Origin of the sequence: Mesobacillus boroniphilus (assembly GCF_018424685.1) — a bacterium.
GTDB lineage: Bacteria > Bacillota > Bacilli > Bacillales > Cytobacillaceae > Mesobacillus > Mesobacillus boroniphilus_A.
Window position 1 is genome coordinate 16,590 of record NZ_QTKX01000001.1, and the last position, 17,347, is coordinate 33,936.

Consider the following 17,347-nt stretch of genomic DNA (forward strand, 5'->3'; position numbering starts at 1 on the left):
TATTTTGTAGTCAATAGCAACAAAGTTTGAGAAAAAAGCCTTATAAAAAGATGAAAAGAGAGGGACTTAGTCCTTCTCTTTTTTGCGTTAAGTTATAATAGAGGAAAAATGGAATGAAAGCCGTGATGAAAAATGTGTTTGATTTTATTTGCCTACAAAGCGCATCCGAAGTATAAGTTGATTGTCGCTGCAAATAGGGATGAGGCATATGCCCGCGAAACTGCGCCAGCGAATTTTTGGGAAGAAGCACCAGAGCTGCTCGCCGGCCGTGATCTTGAAAAAATGGGAACCTGGATGGGGGTGACAACTTCAGGCAAGTTTGCCGCCCTGACCAATTATCGAGACCCAAGTGAACAGACCATTGAAAAAAGAACCCGCGGGGAGCTTGTAGCAGATTTTCTGAAAGGGACAGTCAATCCCCAGGCCTATTTAATGGAGATGGCCAATCGCAGTCAGGAATATCCTGGTTATAATCTTTTAGCAGGGAATTTGGAGGAGCTATATTATTTTTCCAACCGTGGAGGACCCATGCAAAAAATTGAGCCTGGCATCTATGGTGTCAGCAACCACCTGCTTAATACGGCCTGGCCAAAAGTAGAACGAGGGAAAGAGGGCCTTGCCAGCATCATTTCTGAAGACCATTCAGATTTGGTTGACCGATTATTTGCCCATTTGGAAAATGCCGATCCCGCTCCGGACCATCTGCTGCCATCGACAGGAGTCTCTCTGGAGTGGGAACGTTTACTGTCACCGATGTTCATCAAAAGTGAGGGATACGGGACAAGAAGCTCGACCGTCATTTTAATGAATGACAGAGAAATCTATTTCAATGAACGGGTTCATATAAAAGAGAAGCGTTCAAACCAGGAATTTTCAATTACTATGTAAAGAAATACAGACAACCACAGAAGCGGTTGTCTGTATTTCAATTAAGCAAAGCTTTGAGCGGCTGCTTTAAATTCTGTTCTTAAATTTTCCATGATTGTTCGGACAGGGAGGATTTCTTTAATTTCACTTACCCTTGATCCAGCGAATACCAGGCCATTCTCTACATCGCCAGCAACGGAGGTAAGCAGAGAGTCTAGTGTACAAAATTGATAGGAGCAATTTTTCAGGCAATCACGACATTTTTTGATCCTTAGTTTATCTGAGGTGGTGATTAGCTTGGTAAAGTGATTGGCAATGGCCCGACCATGCAGACCCACTGTGGTTTTCACCAGCAATATGTCTTTTTCAGTGGCGGACACGTATTTCTCCTTGAAGCTTTGAGGAGCGTCACATTCATCGCTGGCCACAAACCTTGTGCCCATTTGAACGCCGGAAGCTCCAAGAGAAAAAGCTTTCGCGATATCAGCACCAGTCATGATTCCTCCGGCAGCGATTACCGGGATGGACACAGACTCAACAATATCAGGAAGGATATCAAAAAGAGGCTTGTCAGTACCAAGATGACCTCCTGCCTCAAATCCTTCAACTACCACAGCAGCAGCTCCCAGGCGTTCCGAGATTTTAGCTAACTTGGCAGAGGAGACAATTGATATAACCGGGATACCAGCTTGCTTTCCCCATGAATACATATCTCTTGATATCCCTGCTCCTGATATGATGAAATCAACTTTTTCATCTAGTGCGGCCTTCATTTTTTCAGCAAAATCATTCATCGCGAACAATACGTTTACACCAATGTACCCGGTACCCTGTGTAAGCTTCCTGGCTTTCCTGATATGTAGTCGCATTTCTTCAACCGTAATCCCCGTTCCGGAAATGATGCCAATTCCACCTGCGTTTGCAACCGCTGATGCCAATCCGCTGAGCGAGATTCCTACCCCCATTCCGCCTTGCATTATTGGGACTCTTGGAACCATATGGCCAATTTTAAGCTGTGGGAAATCCATGCTAAAAACCCCTTTCTAAATTTATTCCTTTGCAGTTTATCATGCATGGTTATAAAAAGATGTGATTTTTAGCACCTGATACTATATTTAGGTATAAATGTATGGTGTTAGTTTTTGTGCAGAAAAAGACGCAGAAAATAATTCTGCGCCTTCCATTTCTTATTAAAAATCGAAATTATCCGGATCCGGTCCTACACGCTCGTTCTTATTCAAACTGTTCAGGCGGTCCATATCGTCGGCAGAAAGCTCGAAATCGAAGATATTTGCATTTTCAATAATGCGATGTTCCTTGATCGATTTCGGAATCGTTACCACTTCGTTTTGTAAATCCCAGCGCAGGATCACTTGTGCAGGTGATTTCTTATGCTTTTCGGCGATTTCGGCGATTGTTGGTTCTGATAAAAGCTCACCCTGCTTCAATGGAGACCAGGCTTCCATTTGGATGCCCTCGGCTTTGCAGAATTCAAGCAGCTCAGTCTGCGCAAGATGCGGATGGTATTCAACCTGGTTGACCATTGGCTTTATTTCAGCATCAGCCATCAAATCTTTAAGATGATGAACATGGAAGTTACTCACGCCAATTGCGCGGACTTGTCCATCCTTATAAAGCTTTTCGAGTGCCTTCCAGGTTTCTTTATATTTGCCTGCAACCGGCCAGTGAATCAGGTAAAGGTCCAGATAATTAAGGCCAAGCTTTTCCATGCTCGTCTCGAATGCCTGGAGTGTTGATTCATAACCTTGGTCAGAATTCCAGACCTTCGTCGTGATAAACAACTCTTCACGAGGAACACCAGCTTCCTTAATCGCCTGTCCTACGCCTTCCTCATTCCTATAAACCGCTGCGGTGTCGATACTCTTGTAGCCATTTCTAAGCGCTGCTTTAACAGATTCTACAACTTCGGATCCTTCCTGGACCTTGAACACACCAAGGCCAAACCATGGCATCTTGACACCATTATGTAATGTTGTTGTATCTTGGAGATTTTGTGGCATATCATCCGCCTCCTTATCAATTCAATTGCTATTTTATTTTCTCATATTTTTTGAATGCTAAAAAGTAATTGGACTTCCTTGGTGGAATAGCTTTTTAAAAGATAGCTCTGTTAGAATCTTGACAGCTTTGGCCCATTGGCCTGAAAAGCTGTCAGAAAACCGGTGGAGTCATGACAGGTTTGGTCCATGCACCTGAAAAGCTGTCAAAATAACGAAGGAATCATGACAGCTTTGGTCCATTCTCCAGAAAAGCTGTCTAAATAATGATGGAATCATGACAGCTTTGACTCATTATTTTGAAAAGCTGTCTAAATAATGATGTAATCTTGACAGCTTTGACTCATTATTTTGAAAAGCTGTCTAAATAATGATGTAATCTTGACAGCTTTGGCTCATTCTCCAGAAAAGCTGTCAGAATAACGAAGGAATCATGACAGGTTTAGCTCATTCTCCAGAAAAGCTGTCAGAATAATGATGGAATCTTGACAGCTTTGGCCCATGGACCAGAAAAGCTGTCAGAATGACAACTTCGCCCCCTATAGCTCCAAACCTGTCTAAATGAGAAAGCGGTAAGCAGATATTCCAGCTCTGTCGGTAACACCAATCTGTTATAGGTAAAAAATAAAAAGCTATCAGAAAAAGGTCTTTTATTTTCAAAAAGAGGGTAAATTCAAGGTATAAAGCCTTATTAAATCAATCTGTGATTACAAGTGAAAGGAGAATGAACATATGATCATTAAAGTATTGGGTCCTGGTTGCGATAAGTGCCAAAGTCTTGAAAAGAGTATAAATGCTGCTGTAAAGGAAGCGGGTGTTGCAGCGATCGTTGAAAAGGTGGAAGATCGAAATGAAATCGAAAAGTATAAAGTGAAGAGTACACCAGCTTTGGTGATTGATGAAAAAGTTGTTTCTGCAGGAAGGCAGTTGTCGGTACAGGAAGTGAAGAGTTTATTTTAAAACAGATTAGGTCGACTCATCTTGTGGCCTGATCTGAATTCTTTCAAGAAAAGCTTTAGTTGCCCATAATGAAATTAGTAATATTAGTTCAAAGCCGTTAGTAACTGCATCACTCTCCAATGGGATCGGCAGAGCGCTTCCTATACCCATCAAAATGACACCTATGGCCATCCATTTCCATTTCAGCTTTTTCCAGAGGATAACCCCTGCAAGCAGTAATGCAACGGTAACCCCGATAATCATAATTGGAGGACCGTGTGAACCTGCAGATTCATAGCTTAATACTCCATATTTCTCCGAGTGCTCAAGCTTAATTCCGAGGGTATTTTGTATAAGCTCTGCAATTGCCATGGCCAGAGTAAAGATCACCGCTAAGTTAAGTCCTGTGCGTACATTCACCCAGCGGATTCCTGTCTCTCTGATAGCTGCCCAAGAAAATATTATCAACAATGGAGTAAAAAATGCGTGGAACCAGTAGCGCATTTCATTCAATCCTTCTAAAAGCTGCCTTTCCCAATTATGCTCCCCATCGAAAGCACGAGGTTGTCATACACTAAGCCGAATGTTACAAGCAAAAGAATATTCATCAAAGAAAAAAATCCATTTTTGATGGACAATTTTAATCCCCATAGGAATAAAAACAAGTAGGTGAGGGAATATAATGCATAGATATATTGGTCCATAAGACGCTTTCCTCCAGTCAGATTTGTTACCATTGTTCCCTTTATACGGAATGAGAAACATGTGTCTATGTTATTAACTTTTTCATTGTTTTTAACAAATAAATCGTATTCTTGAAAATTACTAATAGTCTTATAAGGCTTCTTCATATATCATGGGAAATGTAAGCATATTCATCGATATTTTTGACAGAACAGGAGAAATCATGACTACATTAAATGAGATTGCATGGGTAACCGACAGTACATCTGGACTTTCAGAAGAATTCATAAAAAATAACCATATATACGTTGTGCCTTTAAGTATTATTTTTGGTGAGGAATCATATTTGGAAGGTGTAGATATCACTGCCGAGGATTTCTATCCAAAGTTGGCAGCATCAAAGGTCCTTCCTAAAACATCGCAGCCTGCTATCGGGGAGTTTGTGGAACTATACCAGAAGCTTAAGGAGCAGTATAAGCATGCGATCGCGATCCACGCTTCGAGCGCTTTGACAGGAACTTATCAATCCTCCGTGGCAGCTTCAGGCATGGTAGATTTCAAAGTCGATGTTATTGACTCTAAAATTGGTTCCTACCCGTTAGGGCGCATGGTTGAAAAAGGTGTTGAACTTCAAAAGGCAGGAAAGTCGTATTCTGAAATTGTTTCCTATTTAAGAACGCTGCCTGACAAGGCCAATTTATATATGGCACCAGGCAGCCTAGAGCAGCTGCATAAAGGTGGCCGTTTATCTACCACTCAGGTGATTATCGGCAGCTTGATTAAATTAAAGCTGATTGTCAGGTTCGATGATGGCAAGGTAGTCCTTTTTGATAAAATCAGGACGGAAAAAAAGGTCAAGGAACGCCTGTTTCAAATTTTAGAGGAAGCTTCAGGCAATATTAAGGAAGCTAGTGTCATTCATGGAAATGTTGGTCAATTGGCAGAGGAATGGCGCGAGGAATTGCAACAAAAGTATCCGGATATCACTTTTATTACGACTATTTTCAGTCCTGTTCCTGGTACTCATACAGGGCAGGGAACAATCGGACTTGCCTGGATTAATGAATAGTCCGGAATAATAAAAATCATGAAATCAGCCTGTTCAGGGCTGATTTCTTTTTATTGTCCTCATTCCTGTGTACACTTTAAATAACTAAAATTGCAGGGGGGAAATCGACATGTTGAAGATCGGAGTCATTGGCTTAGGGGATATTGCGCAAAAAGCCTATTTGCCTGTATTTGCAGAAAAGAGTGATGTTGAGTTTCACCTATTTACGCGTGATATTGCCAAGTTAAAAAATCTTGCGGCTAAGTATAGGTTTTCCCATATCCATCTAAGTCTGGATGAGCTCATTGAAAGCGGTGTTAAGGGAGCTTTTGTACATAGTGCAACCGAATCACATCATGAAATTGTAAAACAACTGCTGCTTGCTGGTATTCATGTGTATGTCGACAAGCCCATTGCCTATGAATATGAAAAAGCGAGAGAATTGAAAGAGCTAGCTGAGGAAAAAGGCTTGATATTAATGACCGGTTTTAACCGCAGATATGCTCCAGCATATAAACAGCTGACTGAGTTGAAAGAACCTAATATGGTCATCATGCAGAAAAACAGGAAGGCATTGCCCGGAGAAATACGTCATTTCATTCTCGATGATTTCATCCATGTTGTCGATACGCTAAGATTTTTGTTTCCATACCAAATCAAGCAAGTCAATGTGACCGGAAAGAAGAGTGGTGCGTTTTTGCATCATGTGGTAATCCAGCTGCAGGCAGAAGAGGGGACCGCAATCGGAATCATGAACCGTGACAGCGGCGTTGTCGAGGAAAAGGTAGAAGTATTTCAATCAAATCAAAAAAGAACGGCAGTGAATGTTTCAGACCTGTTCGTACAGGAGAATCGGGCTGAAACGAGACATGGAGGAAGTGACTGGGAGCCAACTCTTCACAAGCGTGGGTTCGAGCAAATAATTTTTGATTTCATCCAGGCGGTCGGCAGCAATACATCACCTTTAATAACGGCGAATGATTCACTGAAAACGCATGAGATATGTGAAAAAATCGTCCTCAAATTAGAGGGAATTTAAGAAAAGATAAGCCCCGTCCTCTACATAGAGGACGGGGCTTATTTTATACATAAATAAAATAACCAACAAACAAGAAGCCAAGAACATACATAATGGGGTGAACTTCTCTGCGCTTGCCCATGCCAAGCATCATCAATGGATAAAGAATGAAGCCAAGGGCGATCCCTGTTGCGACACTGAAGGTGAGGGGCATCATGATGATTGTTACAAATGCCGGGATAATCACGGCAAGGTTGTTCCAGTTTATTTTACTGATTTCAGTGGCCATCAATGCACCAACAATAATGAGTGCTGGAGCGGTAACTTCCGGTGTGACAACTGATAGGATCGGAGAGAAGAGCATTGCCACGCTGAAGCAAGCCGCGATGATCACCGAAGTGAATCCGGTACGCCCGCCGACCGCGATGCCAGCTGATGATTCAACGAACGACGCTGTTGTGGAGGTGCCAAGTACAGCTCCAGCAACAGCCGACCCTGCGTCCGCAAGAAGTGCTCGCCCTGCATTCGGAATCTTATTGTCCTTCATCAGGCCAGCCTGGCTGGCTACCGCAATCAATGCGCCAGCAGTATCAAAGAAAGCAACAAACAAGAACGTGAAAATAACAGCAAGAACATCTGGAGTGAAGATATCTCCCAGATGGTTGAAAACGACACCGAATGTAGGTGATATGTCTGGAACAGATCCGACGATTGCTGTTGGTTTTTCGATCAAGCCTGTGAAAATGCCAACGATTGTTGCAATCACCATTCCATAAAAAATGCCGCCGCTGATTCCGCGCACCATCATGATCACACTGACGATGAAGCCGAACAAGGCAAGCAGGACAGGTCCTGATGTCAGGTTGCCGATTGAGACAAAGGTCGCTTCGCTGCCAATGATGATTCCCGCATTCTTCAAGCCGATGAAAGCGACGAAGAAGCCAATCCCCGCAGCAATTGCATGCTTAAGATCCTGGGGGATGACATTGATGATTTTTTCGCGGATCTTCAAAAGACTTAGGATGACGAACAAGACACCCGCGATGAACACACCAGTTAGCGCGACTTCCCATTTAACTCCCATGCCGATGCTGACGGTGAAAGTGAAAAATGAATTCAAGCCCATGCTTGGAGCGATTCCAATCGGGAAGTTTGCCAGCAGGCCGATCAGCAGTGAGCCAATAATCGCGGAAAGAGCTGTAGCTGTAAAAACAGCTCCTTTATCCATGCCTGCCTGGCTAAGGATTAACGGATTGACGACAAGAATGTAAGCCATCGACAAGAACGTCGTGATTCCGGCGAGTGTTTCCTGTTTATAATTTGTATTTCGTTCTGCAAACTGAAAAAAGTTTTTCATTTGTGCTGTCCTCCTGGTTGAGTTTGATAGTGATAATAAAAAAACTCCGGCAGTTCATGCTGCCGGAGTACCACAAAGGACAAATAAATGCCAAAAAGAATAGCAAATATCAAAGTCCCTTGTAGTCACGCCTTTTACGGTAGCATGGTAGAAACGTCCGAGCCATATTCTCGAACATATACAAGGAAAAGATTATAGATTTAAATAATACTAGAGATAGTATCAGCAATTTACATAGAGGTCAATTGCAATTCTTAAAGTTTATCTATTTGTTTTTTTCTGATTATTGGGGGAGCTGGAATTTGGTTGGTATATTTGTTTGGAGATTCCAAGTCGCGGAATTATGGTGTGAAATCGCGGAATACACCTGCTTTTTTGCGGAATTCAGGATGGAAGGATGGTGGTTTTCCAGATCATCAAGCCAAAATAGCGATTTTTTTGATACTATTAAGAAAATGCATCCCAATGAAAGCAATAATAGGAAAAATTCGTTAGACAAGAGGAACAAAAGTCAGAAAATATATTAAATGTTGAAAAACAATGATATAGCGAGGAGACATTCAATTGGCTGTTATTCAAAATGAAAAAAATTCTGAGAGATTTGAAGTGGCGTTCAACCAGATTCATCAGTGGCTTCAGAGAACTGCAAGGAATGAGACGACTGATAGATATTCAGAACTGCTGCGGATCAATTATCCGAGGCATTCGATCATCCGCAAATATTATCATGACTTGAAGATGTATGGGCGCCTGCGGAACTCGCTTGTGCATGACAAAATCGCGCTTGATTTTTACATAGCTGAACCGCATGAAAAAGTGGTGGAGAAGATTGAAATGATTGCAAGCCAGGTATCTGATCCGAAGAATGCGCTGGATATTGCGACAAGGCCGGTTTTCTATTTCAAGGAAGATACAAGCTTGGTCGAGGTCTTGAAAATCATCCAGAAAAGAGCCTATTCCCAGTTTCCTGTCTATGATGAAAATGGATACAGGTGGTTGTTGACTTCAAATTGTATTGCCCAGTGGCTCTCGAGTAATTTGCTAGAGGGAGGCAGGACGATCGACGATGTAAAAATCAGTGATCTGGAGTATCTTCATTCAAAGAGATTTGTAGAGTTTGCACCGAAGAACTCGGATATATTCTCAGTAGAGGATACTTTTGAAAAATACCATCTTGAAAACAGGAAGCTGGAAGCAGTCTTAATTACTGAAAATGGTAAAGCCTCAGAGCGTCCGATCGGAATTATCACTCCCTGGGATCTGGTTGAAATCGACGCGCTCGATTAAAGGATTTTCCTTATTGGTTAAATCCCTGTGCGGGTATTGGGAATCCCTTTGTTAAGGAGTTTTTGACAACTTTTTGACCGGAATATGTGAATAATAAATGAACTAAATGGCAAAACCCCCCTGTTTGGATTTTAACTTACTATAATGATAGTGTAATCCAAATGGAGGTGCCAATAATGAACGTAACAACGATTATTGAATTGGAAAACCGTGAAGTTGAGAAGATGGCTGGCGCAAAATTAGTATTTATACAGGAACAGATTGATGCAAATATCGTGGAGACGTGCGTTGATTGTTTTAAATATGAAGGTTCAGAAGATTGCCTGGACACAGATGACGCAATGCAAAAAGTTTTTAATGCCCTGAAAGCAGACGGACTTATCCCTGAAGCAGTAGAAGACTTTTCATATGAAATGCCTTCTTGCGAGAGGTTGAGAAAAGATGTTTATGAAGAACAGGACATGCCACAAAAAGTGGTTCTGAGCTTCGCTATGTAAGTCTTGAAAAGGAGTTCTTTCTTGGAACTCCTTTTTTACGTTGGTCAACCCCTAATCTTTTTTAAACAGTTTTACTAAAAACGTGACTTTTATCAAAGAGAAGCCTGCTAGAAATATATATAATGAAGTTGAGATAAAATGAAAACGCTTTCAACGAGGAGGTGGGAACCGGTGAAAGAAGGTGCGGACATCACCATCATTACCGGCCATTTTGGCAGCGGTAAAACAGAGATATCAATCAATCTAGCTCTGGAGGCAAGGAAAACGAATGCCAGGACAGCAATTGCCGACCTGGACATTGTTAATCCATATTATCGTGCGAGGGACGCCAGGGATATTTTTGAGCAAAATGGAATTGAACTTATTGCACCTGCTGAAAGGCTTGCAGCCGCTGATTTGCCGATTGTTCCTGGCGATATGAGCAGGGTAATCTACGACAATGCATATAAGCTGATTGTCGATGCTGGGGGAGACAAGGATGGTACGACGGCACTGGGGCAATTTTACAACGATTGGAAAGATATGAAGCCTGAGGTGCTGTTCATTTTGAATGCAAACCGTCCATATGTCAGTACTCTGGCGGGTGCGGTTGAGACATTGCAGAAAATCGAAATTGCCTCCAGGCTGAAGATCACAGGAATCATCAATAACGCCAATGTAGGATCTGAAACGACACTTCAAGATGTGGAAAAGGGATTGATATTAAGTAAGGAGCTCTCAGAAGAATTGGGGATTCCTTTGTTGAACACGATGGTACCGGAGCATTTATCAGCTGTAAGTGCCGGAATGGCAGCGGAGTCCCAAGTAAAAGTGATTTCGAGGTATTTAAAATTGCCATGGGAAATGTAAAGGAGGCAAAAGCGGTGGAGCAGAGAGTTGTTTTTAACGAGGAGACTTGTAAATCATGCAAGCTGTGCGTGAATGCTTGTCCGACAAATGTGATTTATCTTGCTGATTACTTGAATGAAAAAGGCTACCGGCCGGCGGTTGTGACAGACCAGGAAAATTGCATCAGCTGCGGCAAGTGCGCGCAAATGTGTCCAGATTCAGTTATCACTGTCTATAGGCCAGAAAAGGTAAGGAAATCTGTTTAGCAAAGGAGAATTGACAATGGGGAAAGTACTTATGAAGGGTAACGAGGTTATCGCGGAAGCTGCTGTCCATGCGGGCTGCAAGTATTTTTTCGGCTACCCGATCACGCCGCAGAGTGAGCTCGTTGCCTATATGGCCAGAAGGCTGCCCGAGGTTGGCGGGTTATTTTTACAGGCGGAAAGTGAAGTAGCAGCAATTAATATGGTGTATGGCGCGGCTGGAACCGGTGTGCGTGTTATGACATCATCATCGAGTCCAGGATTCAGCTTGAAGCAGGAAGGAATCTCATACCTGGTTGGGGCAGAACTGCCAGCCTTAATCGTGAATGTCGTTCGTGGAGGTCCTGGACTCGGAAATATCCAGCCGGCGCAATCGGACTATTTCCAGGTGACAAAAGGGGGAGGACATGGTGATTACCATACGCCTGTCCTTGCTCCATCGACGCTTCAGGAAATCATTGACCTGACAGAAGCGGCATTTGATATCGCTGATCAATACCGGACTCCGGTCATTTTACTTGGAGACGGCATGTTAGGACAGATGATGGAACCGGTTGAGTTCAAGGAATTGAGCGAAAGGGAGCCTGTACAAAAGGAATGGGCTACCACCGGAACAAGGGGCGATGGCAAACCAAGAATTATTTCCTCACTCGAATTGAATGCCGATGCACTTGAAAAGAAAAATGAACTTCTACAGAAAAAATTCGCTATGATTAAGCAAAATGAAGTAAGATACGAAACGTTTGAAATTGAAGATGCCGATTATATCGTAACTGCATACGGAACAGCAGCAAGGATTGCCATGAATGCAATTAATAAAGCGCGGAAAGACGGCCTGAAAATCGGGATGATTCGGCCGATTACGCTCTGGCCATTCCCCGAGCAGCCATTCATTGAAACCCGTGACAGGGTGAAGGGTTATCTATCTGTCGAAATGAGCGCGGGGCAGATGGTTGAGGACGTCAGACTGGCCGTCGAAGGCCGGGCCCCAGTTTCATTTTTTGGCCGTACCGGCGGGGTCGTCCCTACGCAGGAAGAAATTTACGATCAAATTGTCAAACTGGCAGGAGGTGTCGAGGTATGACAATGAAAACAGTGTTTGAGAAAACATCTGGATTGACTGAAAATCAGACGCACTATTGTCCCGGCTGTACGCACGGGATCATTCACAGGATGGTAGGCGAAGTGCTTGAGGAAATGGGAATCCTTGAGGATACAGTTGGAGTCGCTTCCGTCGGCTGCTCTGTGCTGTCTTATGAATATTTCAATTGTGATATGACCCAGGCAGCACATGGCAGGGCCCCGGCTGTCGCCACAGGCATCAAGCGTGTCCTGCCTGACCGATTTGTTTTTACCTACCAGGGAGATGGCGACCTTGCTTCAATAGGGATCGCCGAGGCAGTCCACGCTGCTGCTAGAGGAGAAAATATTACCGTTATTTTTGTGAATAATGCGATCTATGGAATGACTGGAGGACAAATGGCCCCGACTACATTGATTGGCCAGAAAACGGCGACGACTCCATTCGGTAGGAATGCGAGCATCCAGGGACTGCCTATCCGCGTGAGTGAGATGCTGTCAACTTTGGATGGAACAGCCTATATCGAACGAGTTTCGACACATGATGTACCAAACATCATCAAAGCGAAGAAAGCGATTCGCAAAGCATTTGAAACACAGAAGCAGGGACTTGGTTTCTCGATGGTCGAGGTTCTGTCCAGCTGCCCGACGAACTGGGGTCTTGACCCAAATGAATCACTGGATTGGATCAAGGACAATATGGTGCCTGCCTATCCTCTTGGCGTGTATAAGGAAGTACCAAAGGGGGCTGATAGGTGATGGAGGAAATCTTGATAGCGGGGTTTGGTGGCCAGGGAGTCATGTCGATGGGCCAGTTGATTGCCTATGCTGGGATGAATGAAGGGAAGTTTGTATCATGGCTGCCATCCTACGGACCAGAGCAGCGCGGCGGTACCGCAAACTGTGCAGTCGTCGTCAGTGAAGAACAGGTGGGTTCACCTCTTGTTTCAAGGCCGACGACAGCGATTGTCCTTAATAACCCGTCATATGAAAAATTTGAACCGATGGTGAGGGCAGGGGGGCTACTGATTGTCAATGCCTCATTAATCTCGAAGGCATCAGAAAGAACAGATATAAAAATTCTAAATATCAAGGCTACCGACCAGGCGAACGAGCTTGGCAACCCGAAAGTCGCAAATATGGTCCTCCTTGGTGCCTTCCTGGAGGAAACGGGAATTCTATCCGATGAGTCTATATTGGAAGCATTGAAAAAAGTACTTTCCCAGGAAAAACACTCTTTATTAGAAGTCAATCGCCGAGCACTTGAACTTGGGCGGTCACTGTCTGAAACTACGGTGCTTTAGGAGATTTTGCGCCCGAAAAAAGGGAGCCAGCCACCAAATGGGGTACAAATTTAAATCACTCTAAGAAACGCTGCCAGCGGCATCAAGGCAGCGTTTTTATTGTTTGATTTAAGGCTTTGGCTACAGCTTTTTGGCATTAGTTCCTTTGCGAACTCCTTATTCCAAGAGCTCAAGAATTAACGGAACGGCTGCCTGGAGTGAGGGAGCCTTCTGATCGGCACTTGTTTCTTCGGTCCCTATGAAGACGGTCTTGCAGCCAGCTTTTTTGCCGGCTTCTATATCGCGCTCATGATCTCCAACCATGACACTGCCTGTCAAATCGATATCGTGTCTTTCTGCAAGGTCAAGAAGCATTCCGGCATTTGGTTTGCGGCATTCGCAGCCTGCCTTCGGTTTATGCGGGCAGTAGGCAACTTCTTTAATATGGCCGCCATGTTCCCTGATCATCTTTACCATGTGGTCATGAATTTCATGCAGACGCTTTTCTTTCAGGAATCCAAGTCCGACTCCTCCCTGATTGGTGACAACAAAAATTTCATAGCCAGCCTTGCTCAATTCTGCGACTGCTTCAGCGGCTCCCTTCAGGAGATAAAGTTCTTCAGGCCGGTTAACGAATTTTACACGTTCGGATAAAACTTCATTGAGGACTCCATCCCTGTCCAAAAATATTGCTTTCTTCATTTTGTTCCTCCGTTTTTAACATCATCTTTTACAGCTATTATCTTTTCGGCATTCTGATGTCGTGATACATAGCGATTGCCGGTAATCCAAAAACGCCACGGATAATCTTTTGCCTCTCCGGAATTATCGATGCCTATTCTCTTGCCTGAGGAAATACTCTCTGGCACAAGCCCTTTTGTGATGTAAAGTGGCTTCTCTGTTAAGGGATGCCCGTAATCAGTTATATTTATGCCCATTGCTTTCGTTAGCTTTCCAGGTCCATTGGTGAGATTGACTGATTCCGGCATGCCTCTGCGCTTCACCATTAAATCGATTCCTTGAAGAGGTTCGATGGCCCTGATCAAGACAGCCTCTGGATTGTCTATCTCTCCGCTGACAACATTGAAGAGTGTATGGGTGTGCATAACATAAGTATAGGCCAAACCAGCTTCATGGAACATGATCTCAGTTCTTTTCGTCCTGCGGTTGTTATAACTGTGCGCCGCTTTATCCATAGGACCGATATAGGCTTCTGTCTCCACGATTATTCCTGCAGCTGTTCCTTCTTCAGATTCTTTCACCAAAGTGCATCCCAGCAGCGAAACGGCCAATTCAAGAGTGGGCTGCTGATAGAATTTCTTGTCTAATGCCTGGAGAATGCCCCAATCTTCCGCCACCATAAAACCTCCTAAAACCTGTTTATAACCTTTATACCCGCAGCTAAAAGAGTCATCCATCATTTTGCCCGAAATGCCTAGCGAAAAAAATAGCGGATAGACCAAAGATGGTATATAGTATTTTTAAAGCTCTGACAGTTTTAATTTCCATAAGGGGAGTAACAAATATATGTGGAAAAAATGGGTATGGATTGCAGTGGTTGCTGCAGTTATTTTTTTCCTTGTTCCTTATAGCCTTCCACTCATTTTTGCTATGTTAACAGCAGTCATGCTTGAAGGAATGGTTCAATGGATTATAAAAAAATTTTCATTTAAGCGGCTTCAGGCTGTGATTGGTGTATTTATCAGCTATGTACTCCTGCTTGGTGTGATTGGGTATAACCTCGTTTCGATAATCGCCCATCAAGCGGTTTCATTATCTGAGCGAACTCCTACATTCGTAAGGGATATATACAGGACAGCAATTCTCCCTTTGATGGGCAAATGGGAATTTTATTCAAAAAACTTCCCGGGAGAAGTCATTGACCAGATTGAGGCGACGATCGAAAAGAATATCAATACACTTGATTCGTTCCTGCAGCAATTCATTGCAGGTATAATCAATCTGCTTACGGCAATCCCAGGGTTCATGATTGAATTTCTCGTTTATCTTATTGCGTTATTCTTGTTCAGTCTTGAACTACCTAATCTTAAAAAGAAGCTGGAATCCCATTTGAAGGAGCAAACGCGCCAGAAGGTGTTCCTGGTTGGAAGCCAGCTGAACAAGGCAGGAATAGGCTTTTTAAAAGCGCAGGTTATCCTGAGCTTAGTCACCTTTATCATGGCCATGGCAGGCTTGAGCATTCTTGGGGTTAAATATACCGGACTGCTGTCATTATTGATTGTCATTGTCGATATCCTGCCGATTCTCGGAACCGGATCGGTACTGGTGCCATGGGCCGTGATTGCGATTCTGCAGGATAATCATTTTCTGGGAATTGGACTAATTATTTTGTTCCTGGTAATCACTGTTGTCCGCAGGGTGATCGAGCCAAAGATTTATTCATCAAACCTTGGCATCTCGCCGCTTGCCTCTTTGATCAGCATGTATATTGGACTCAAACTTCTCGGGCTTGCAGGTATTTTTATCGGTCCGATTTTCGTGATCATCTATGACACTTTAAGAAAGGCAAATGTAATTCGGTTGAATTTTAAGATTTAACTATTTAGACCGTTTTTTCTTGGATAGCAGAACATAATTAAGCATAAATTATGTTTGTTACCAAGAAGGAGGAAGTCAGGAATGAATATAGGCCGCGCAAAAGAAATTGTTGAGTCAGCAGATATGATTAATGTAACTTATGATGGGACGCCAATCATCATCCAGCATGTTGACGAGAAGACCAAAATGGCAAGAATTTATTCAAAATCAGAACCGGATGTCGAAAGAGACGTACCAATCTTGAATTTAATAGAGGAATAGAAAAACGGGAGAATTTACGTCTCCCGTTTTTCTATATCATTAAGCGGTAATGTGATCTTGAATTGAGTGCCTTCGTTAAGTTTGCTTTTAACTTCTACCGTACCACCCATATCGTGGATGATCTTATTAACGACCATCATACCAAGCCCGGTGCCTTTTTCAGCCTTGGTTGAAAAGTACGGCTCACCAAGTTTGGCTAGTTGCTGGGCAGACATGCCGCATCCTGTATCTTTGATAGTGATTGATGCATAATTATTTGCCATCTCCCGGCAGCTGATTATAAGATCCCCGCCATTTGGCATGGCCTCGATTCCATTTTTAATGATATTGAGAATGCATTGATGGAATTTGGAAGACTCTCCAATCACATTTAGGCCTGTCATCAAGTCTTTTTTGATTTTCACTGAAAAATGATTCGCGTAAGGAAGGACTAATTCCAGTGCTTTTTCGATTTCATTCTGCACACAGATTGTCGATGTCGTTTCCGATTGAGGCTTCGCAAAAGTCAAGTAATCTTTTATAATCGTTTCAGCCCGGTCGAGTTCATAAATTGCAGTATTCAAATAATAAAGCCTTTTTTCTTCCTCGATGGAAGGGTCTTTGAGCATTTGTAAAAATCCGCGCGTAACAGTTAGTGGATTGCGGACCTCATGGCTTACGCTTGCAGCTAGATGAGAAACCACTTCAATTTTATCTGATTTGATTACAGCATTATGTAGAAAATAATTTTGCCTTATGATTTCAAGATAATAAGTAACAATAAAGATTCCTACTGAGACGGTCAGTGCATAAATAAATATGAATGAGAGTTCCGAAGGTTCATTGAAAATCGCTGCCTTCATAAGAAAAATTAATACAGTATAGGAAATGGCGATACCAACAACAGTAAAAAGCTTTCTGGCCAGAGTGAAAAAGTTGAATTTAATGGATATGTATGAAATAAAACCAGTGATGGTAAGCATATTGAAAAAGTTCACCCACACGCCGCTTCCGCCAAACGGTATTCTGGCAATGACCACGAAGAGGAACAAACTGATGCTTACAGAAGGTCCGCCATAAATTCCTCCAACCACAACAGGGATCAAGCGGAGGTCAAAAATGAAATTTTCATTTCCAGTCACAGTAAAAGACATACAGAACAGGATTTGGATTGCGGATAAAGTAATAATTAACGGTTTTTTGTACTTTCGATATATTTTCGTATATCGGTTGACAATAAAGTATTGAAACGCAAAAGTTGTAATCAAGATGAAGATCAGATTCAATACAAGAACTGTTAAAAGGTCCATAGTCTAAATCTCCAGTCATAGTGGGGTTTCCTGCCCCTTAGAAAAAGGTAGGTTTATTAAATTAAACTA

At 42.9% G+C, this 17,347-nt stretch carries 21 protein-coding genes and 1 riboswitch; of the genes, 13 read left to right on the forward strand and 8 right to left on the reverse strand.

Translation table 11 applies throughout. The annotated features are described in order from the left end of the window. The first annotated feature begins 132 nt into the window (after positions 1–132). Positions 133–888 carry an NRDE family protein gene (locus DYI25_RS00150; protein WP_213365451.1) on the forward strand — a complete coding sequence of 252 codons (756 nt, stop codon included), beginning with the start codon at positions 133–135 and terminating at the stop codon, positions 886–888. 41 nt (positions 889–929) lie between these two features. Here the strand turns inward: DYI25_RS00150 and DYI25_RS00155 are convergent, their stop codons facing one another. Beyond that, positions 930–1,895, reverse strand: a complete 966-nt coding sequence (locus tag DYI25_RS00155) for an NAD(P)H-dependent flavin oxidoreductase (RefSeq protein WP_213365454.1) — start codon at positions 1,893–1,895, stop codon at positions 930–932. Between the two features lie 162 nt (positions 1,896–2,057). Continuing rightward, entirely contained in the window at positions 2,058–2,888 is an 831-nt protein-coding gene (locus tag DYI25_RS00160; RefSeq protein WP_213365457.1) for an aldo/keto reductase, read from the reverse strand. A 729-nt stretch (positions 2,889–3,617) separates the two neighbouring features. Between DYI25_RS00160 and DYI25_RS00165 the strand changes: the two genes are divergently transcribed. Further along, on the forward strand, positions 3,618–3,845 hold the full coding sequence (locus DYI25_RS00165; RefSeq protein ID WP_213365460.1) for a thioredoxin family protein: 228 nt from the start codon (positions 3,618–3,620) through the stop codon (positions 3,843–3,845). Between the two features lie 6 nt (positions 3,846–3,851). Here DYI25_RS00165 and DYI25_RS00170 read toward each other — a convergent pair whose 3' ends face one another. Together DYI25_RS00170 and DYI25_RS00175 are read right to left on the reverse strand one after the other, a co-directional pair. Next, entirely contained in the window at positions 3,852–4,328 is a 477-nt protein-coding gene (locus DYI25_RS00170; RefSeq protein ID WP_213365463.1) for a hypothetical protein, read from the reverse strand. A 14-nt stretch (positions 4,329–4,342) separates the two neighbouring features. Then, on the reverse strand, positions 4,343–4,528 hold the full coding sequence (locus DYI25_RS00175; RefSeq protein ID WP_213365465.1) for a hypothetical protein: 186 nt from the start codon (positions 4,526–4,528) through the stop codon (positions 4,343–4,345). 203 nt (positions 4,529–4,731) lie between these two features. Here DYI25_RS00175 and DYI25_RS00180 point away from each other — a divergent pair, with 203 nt between their 5' ends. After that, the gene (locus tag DYI25_RS00180) at positions 4,732–5,577 is read left to right on the forward strand and encodes a DegV family protein (protein WP_213365468.1); all 846 of its coding nucleotides are present in this window, start codon (positions 4,732–4,734) and stop codon (positions 5,575–5,577) included. A gap of 109 nt (positions 5,578–5,686) precedes the next feature. Continuing rightward, positions 5,687–6,595 carry a Gfo/Idh/MocA family protein gene (locus DYI25_RS00185; RefSeq protein WP_213365471.1) on the forward strand — a complete coding sequence of 303 codons (909 nt, stop codon included), beginning with the start codon at positions 5,687–5,689 and terminating at the stop codon, positions 6,593–6,595. Between the two features lie 43 nt (positions 6,596–6,638). On the opposite strand, the gene DYI25_RS00190 is transcribed toward DYI25_RS00185, so the two are convergent. Continuing rightward, positions 6,639–7,931 carry an NCS2 family permease gene (locus tag DYI25_RS00190; protein ID WP_213365474.1) on the reverse strand — a complete coding sequence of 431 codons (1,293 nt, stop codon included), beginning with the start codon at positions 7,929–7,931 and terminating at the stop codon, positions 6,639–6,641. Between the two features lie 102 nt (positions 7,932–8,033). Beyond that, positions 8,034–8,135, reverse strand: a riboswitch (purine riboswitch). A gap of 360 nt (positions 8,136–8,495) precedes the next feature. Here DYI25_RS00190 and DYI25_RS00195 point away from each other — a divergent pair. The 7 genes from DYI25_RS00195 (at position 8,496) to DYI25_RS00225 (ending at position 13,190) form a co-directional block, all read left to right on the forward strand. Continuing rightward, the gene (locus DYI25_RS00195) at positions 8,496–9,218 is read left to right on the forward strand and encodes a CBS domain-containing protein (protein ID WP_213365477.1); all 723 of its coding nucleotides are present in this window, start codon (positions 8,496–8,498) and stop codon (positions 9,216–9,218) included. A gap of 176 nt (positions 9,219–9,394) precedes the next feature. Next, complete coding sequence (locus DYI25_RS00200) at positions 9,395–9,715, forward strand: hypothetical protein (protein WP_213365480.1); 321 nt, start codon at positions 9,395–9,397, stop codon at positions 9,713–9,715. A gap of 171 nt (positions 9,716–9,886) precedes the next feature. After that, positions 9,887–10,564, forward strand: coding sequence for a hypothetical protein (locus tag DYI25_RS00205; RefSeq protein WP_213365483.1), 678 nt, complete (start codon positions 9,887–9,889; stop codon positions 10,562–10,564). A gap of 14 nt (positions 10,565–10,578) precedes the next feature. After that, on the forward strand, positions 10,579–10,809 hold the full coding sequence (locus DYI25_RS00210; protein ID WP_031307999.1) for a 4Fe-4S binding protein: 231 nt from the start codon (positions 10,579–10,581) through the stop codon (positions 10,807–10,809). A gap of 16 nt (positions 10,810–10,825) precedes the next feature. After that, entirely contained in the window at positions 10,826–11,890 is a 1,065-nt protein-coding gene (locus DYI25_RS00215) for a 3-methyl-2-oxobutanoate dehydrogenase subunit VorB (protein ID WP_213365487.1), read from the forward strand. Then, positions 11,887–12,645 (forward strand): thiamine pyrophosphate-dependent enzyme, encoded by a 759-nt coding sequence (locus DYI25_RS00220; protein WP_249745195.1) that lies wholly within the window; start codon positions 11,887–11,889, stop codon positions 12,643–12,645. The genes DYI25_RS00215 and DYI25_RS00220 overlap by 4 nt, the downstream gene beginning before the upstream one ends. After that, positions 12,645–13,190: a 2-oxoacid:acceptor oxidoreductase family protein gene (locus DYI25_RS00225; RefSeq protein ID WP_249745316.1), complete on the forward strand. Its 546-nt coding sequence runs from the start codon at positions 12,645–12,647 to the stop codon at positions 13,188–13,190. Before DYI25_RS00220 ends, DYI25_RS00225 begins: the two co-directional genes overlap by 1 nt. 156 nt (positions 13,191–13,346) lie before the next feature. Here the strand turns inward: DYI25_RS00225 and DYI25_RS00230 are convergent, their stop codons facing one another. Then, positions 13,347–13,871 carry a D-glycero-alpha-D-manno-heptose-1,7-bisphosphate 7-phosphatase gene (locus tag DYI25_RS00230; RefSeq protein ID WP_213365493.1) on the reverse strand — a complete coding sequence of 175 codons (525 nt, stop codon included), beginning with the start codon at positions 13,869–13,871 and terminating at the stop codon, positions 13,347–13,349. Continuing rightward, complete coding sequence (locus DYI25_RS00235) at positions 13,868–14,530, reverse strand: DNA-3-methyladenine glycosylase (protein WP_213365496.1); 663 nt, start codon at positions 14,528–14,530, stop codon at positions 13,868–13,870. Before DYI25_RS00235 ends, DYI25_RS00230 begins: the two co-directional genes overlap by 4 nt. Before the next feature lie 166 nt (positions 14,531–14,696). Here DYI25_RS00235 and ytvI point away from each other — a divergent pair, with 166 nt between their 5' ends. Together ytvI and DYI25_RS00245 are read left to right on the forward strand one after the other, a co-directional pair. Continuing rightward, positions 14,697–15,728, forward strand: coding sequence for a sporulation integral membrane protein YtvI (gene ytvI, locus DYI25_RS00240; RefSeq protein ID WP_213365498.1), 1,032 nt, complete (start codon positions 14,697–14,699; stop codon positions 15,726–15,728). 81 nt (positions 15,729–15,809) lie between these two features. Continuing rightward, positions 15,810–15,989 carry an H-type small acid-soluble spore protein gene (locus tag DYI25_RS00245; RefSeq protein WP_213365500.1) on the forward strand — a complete coding sequence of 60 codons (180 nt, stop codon included), beginning with the start codon at positions 15,810–15,812 and terminating at the stop codon, positions 15,987–15,989. Between the two features lie 14 nt (positions 15,990–16,003). On the opposite strand, the gene DYI25_RS00250 is transcribed toward DYI25_RS00245, so the two are convergent. Further along, complete coding sequence (locus tag DYI25_RS00250; protein WP_213365503.1) at positions 16,004–17,278, reverse strand: ATP-binding protein; 1,275 nt, start codon at positions 17,276–17,278, stop codon at positions 16,004–16,006. Between the last annotated feature and the right edge of the window lie 69 nt (positions 17,279–17,347).

Excerpts from the sequence above, each read along its gene's own strand:
- DYI25_RS00245 (WP_213365500.1), top strand. The coding sequence starts at position 15,810 with ATGAATATAGGCCGCGCAAAAGAAATTGTTGAGTCAGCAGATATGATT.
- DYI25_RS00215 (WP_213365487.1), top strand. The coding sequence starts at position 10,826 with ATGGGGAAAGTACTTATGAAGGGTAACGAGGTTATCGCGGAAGCTGCT.
- DYI25_RS00235 (WP_213365496.1), bottom strand. The coding sequence starts at position 14,530 with ATGGTGGCGGAAGATTGGGGCATTCTCCAGGCATTAGACAAGAAATTC.
- DYI25_RS00230 (WP_213365493.1), bottom strand. The coding sequence starts at position 13,871 with ATGAAGAAAGCAATATTTTTGGACAGGGATGGAGTCCTCAATGAAGTT.
- DYI25_RS00150 (WP_213365451.1), top strand. The coding sequence starts at position 133 with ATGTGTTTGATTTTATTTGCCTACAAAGCGCATCCGAAGTATAAGTTG.
- DYI25_RS00250 (WP_213365503.1), bottom strand. The coding sequence starts at position 17,278 with ATGGACCTTTTAACAGTTCTTGTATTGAATCTGATCTTCATCTTGATT.
- DYI25_RS00170 (WP_213365463.1), bottom strand. The coding sequence starts at position 4,328 with ATGCGCTACTGGTTCCACGCATTTTTTACTCCATTGTTGATAATATTT.
- DYI25_RS00160 (WP_213365457.1), bottom strand. The coding sequence starts at position 2,888 with ATGCCACAAAATCTCCAAGATACAACAACATTACATAATGGTGTCAAG.
- DYI25_RS00220 (WP_249745195.1), top strand. The coding sequence starts at position 11,887 with ATGACAATGAAAACAGTGTTTGAGAAAACATCTGGATTGACTGAAAAT.
- DYI25_RS00175 (WP_213365465.1), bottom strand. The coding sequence starts at position 4,528 with ATGGACCAATATATCTATGCATTATATTCCCTCACCTACTTGTTTTTA.
- DYI25_RS00165 (WP_213365460.1), top strand. The coding sequence starts at position 3,618 with ATGATCATTAAAGTATTGGGTCCTGGTTGCGATAAGTGCCAAAGTCTT.
- DYI25_RS00190 (WP_213365474.1), bottom strand. The coding sequence starts at position 7,931 with ATGAAAAACTTTTTTCAGTTTGCAGAACGAAATACAAATTATAAACAG.
- DYI25_RS00200 (WP_213365480.1), top strand. The coding sequence starts at position 9,395 with ATGAACGTAACAACGATTATTGAATTGGAAAACCGTGAAGTTGAGAAG.
- DYI25_RS00155 (WP_213365454.1), bottom strand. The coding sequence starts at position 1,895 with ATGGATTTCCCACAGCTTAAAATTGGCCATATGGTTCCAAGAGTCCCA.
- DYI25_RS00225 (WP_249745316.1), top strand. The coding sequence starts at position 12,645 with ATGGAGGAAATCTTGATAGCGGGGTTTGGTGGCCAGGGAGTCATGTCG.
- DYI25_RS00185 (WP_213365471.1), top strand. The coding sequence starts at position 5,687 with ATGTTGAAGATCGGAGTCATTGGCTTAGGGGATATTGCGCAAAAAGCC.
- DYI25_RS00180 (WP_213365468.1), top strand. The coding sequence starts at position 4,732 with ATGACTACATTAAATGAGATTGCATGGGTAACCGACAGTACATCTGGA.
- ytvI (WP_213365498.1), top strand. The coding sequence starts at position 14,697 with ATGTGGAAAAAATGGGTATGGATTGCAGTGGTTGCTGCAGTTATTTTT.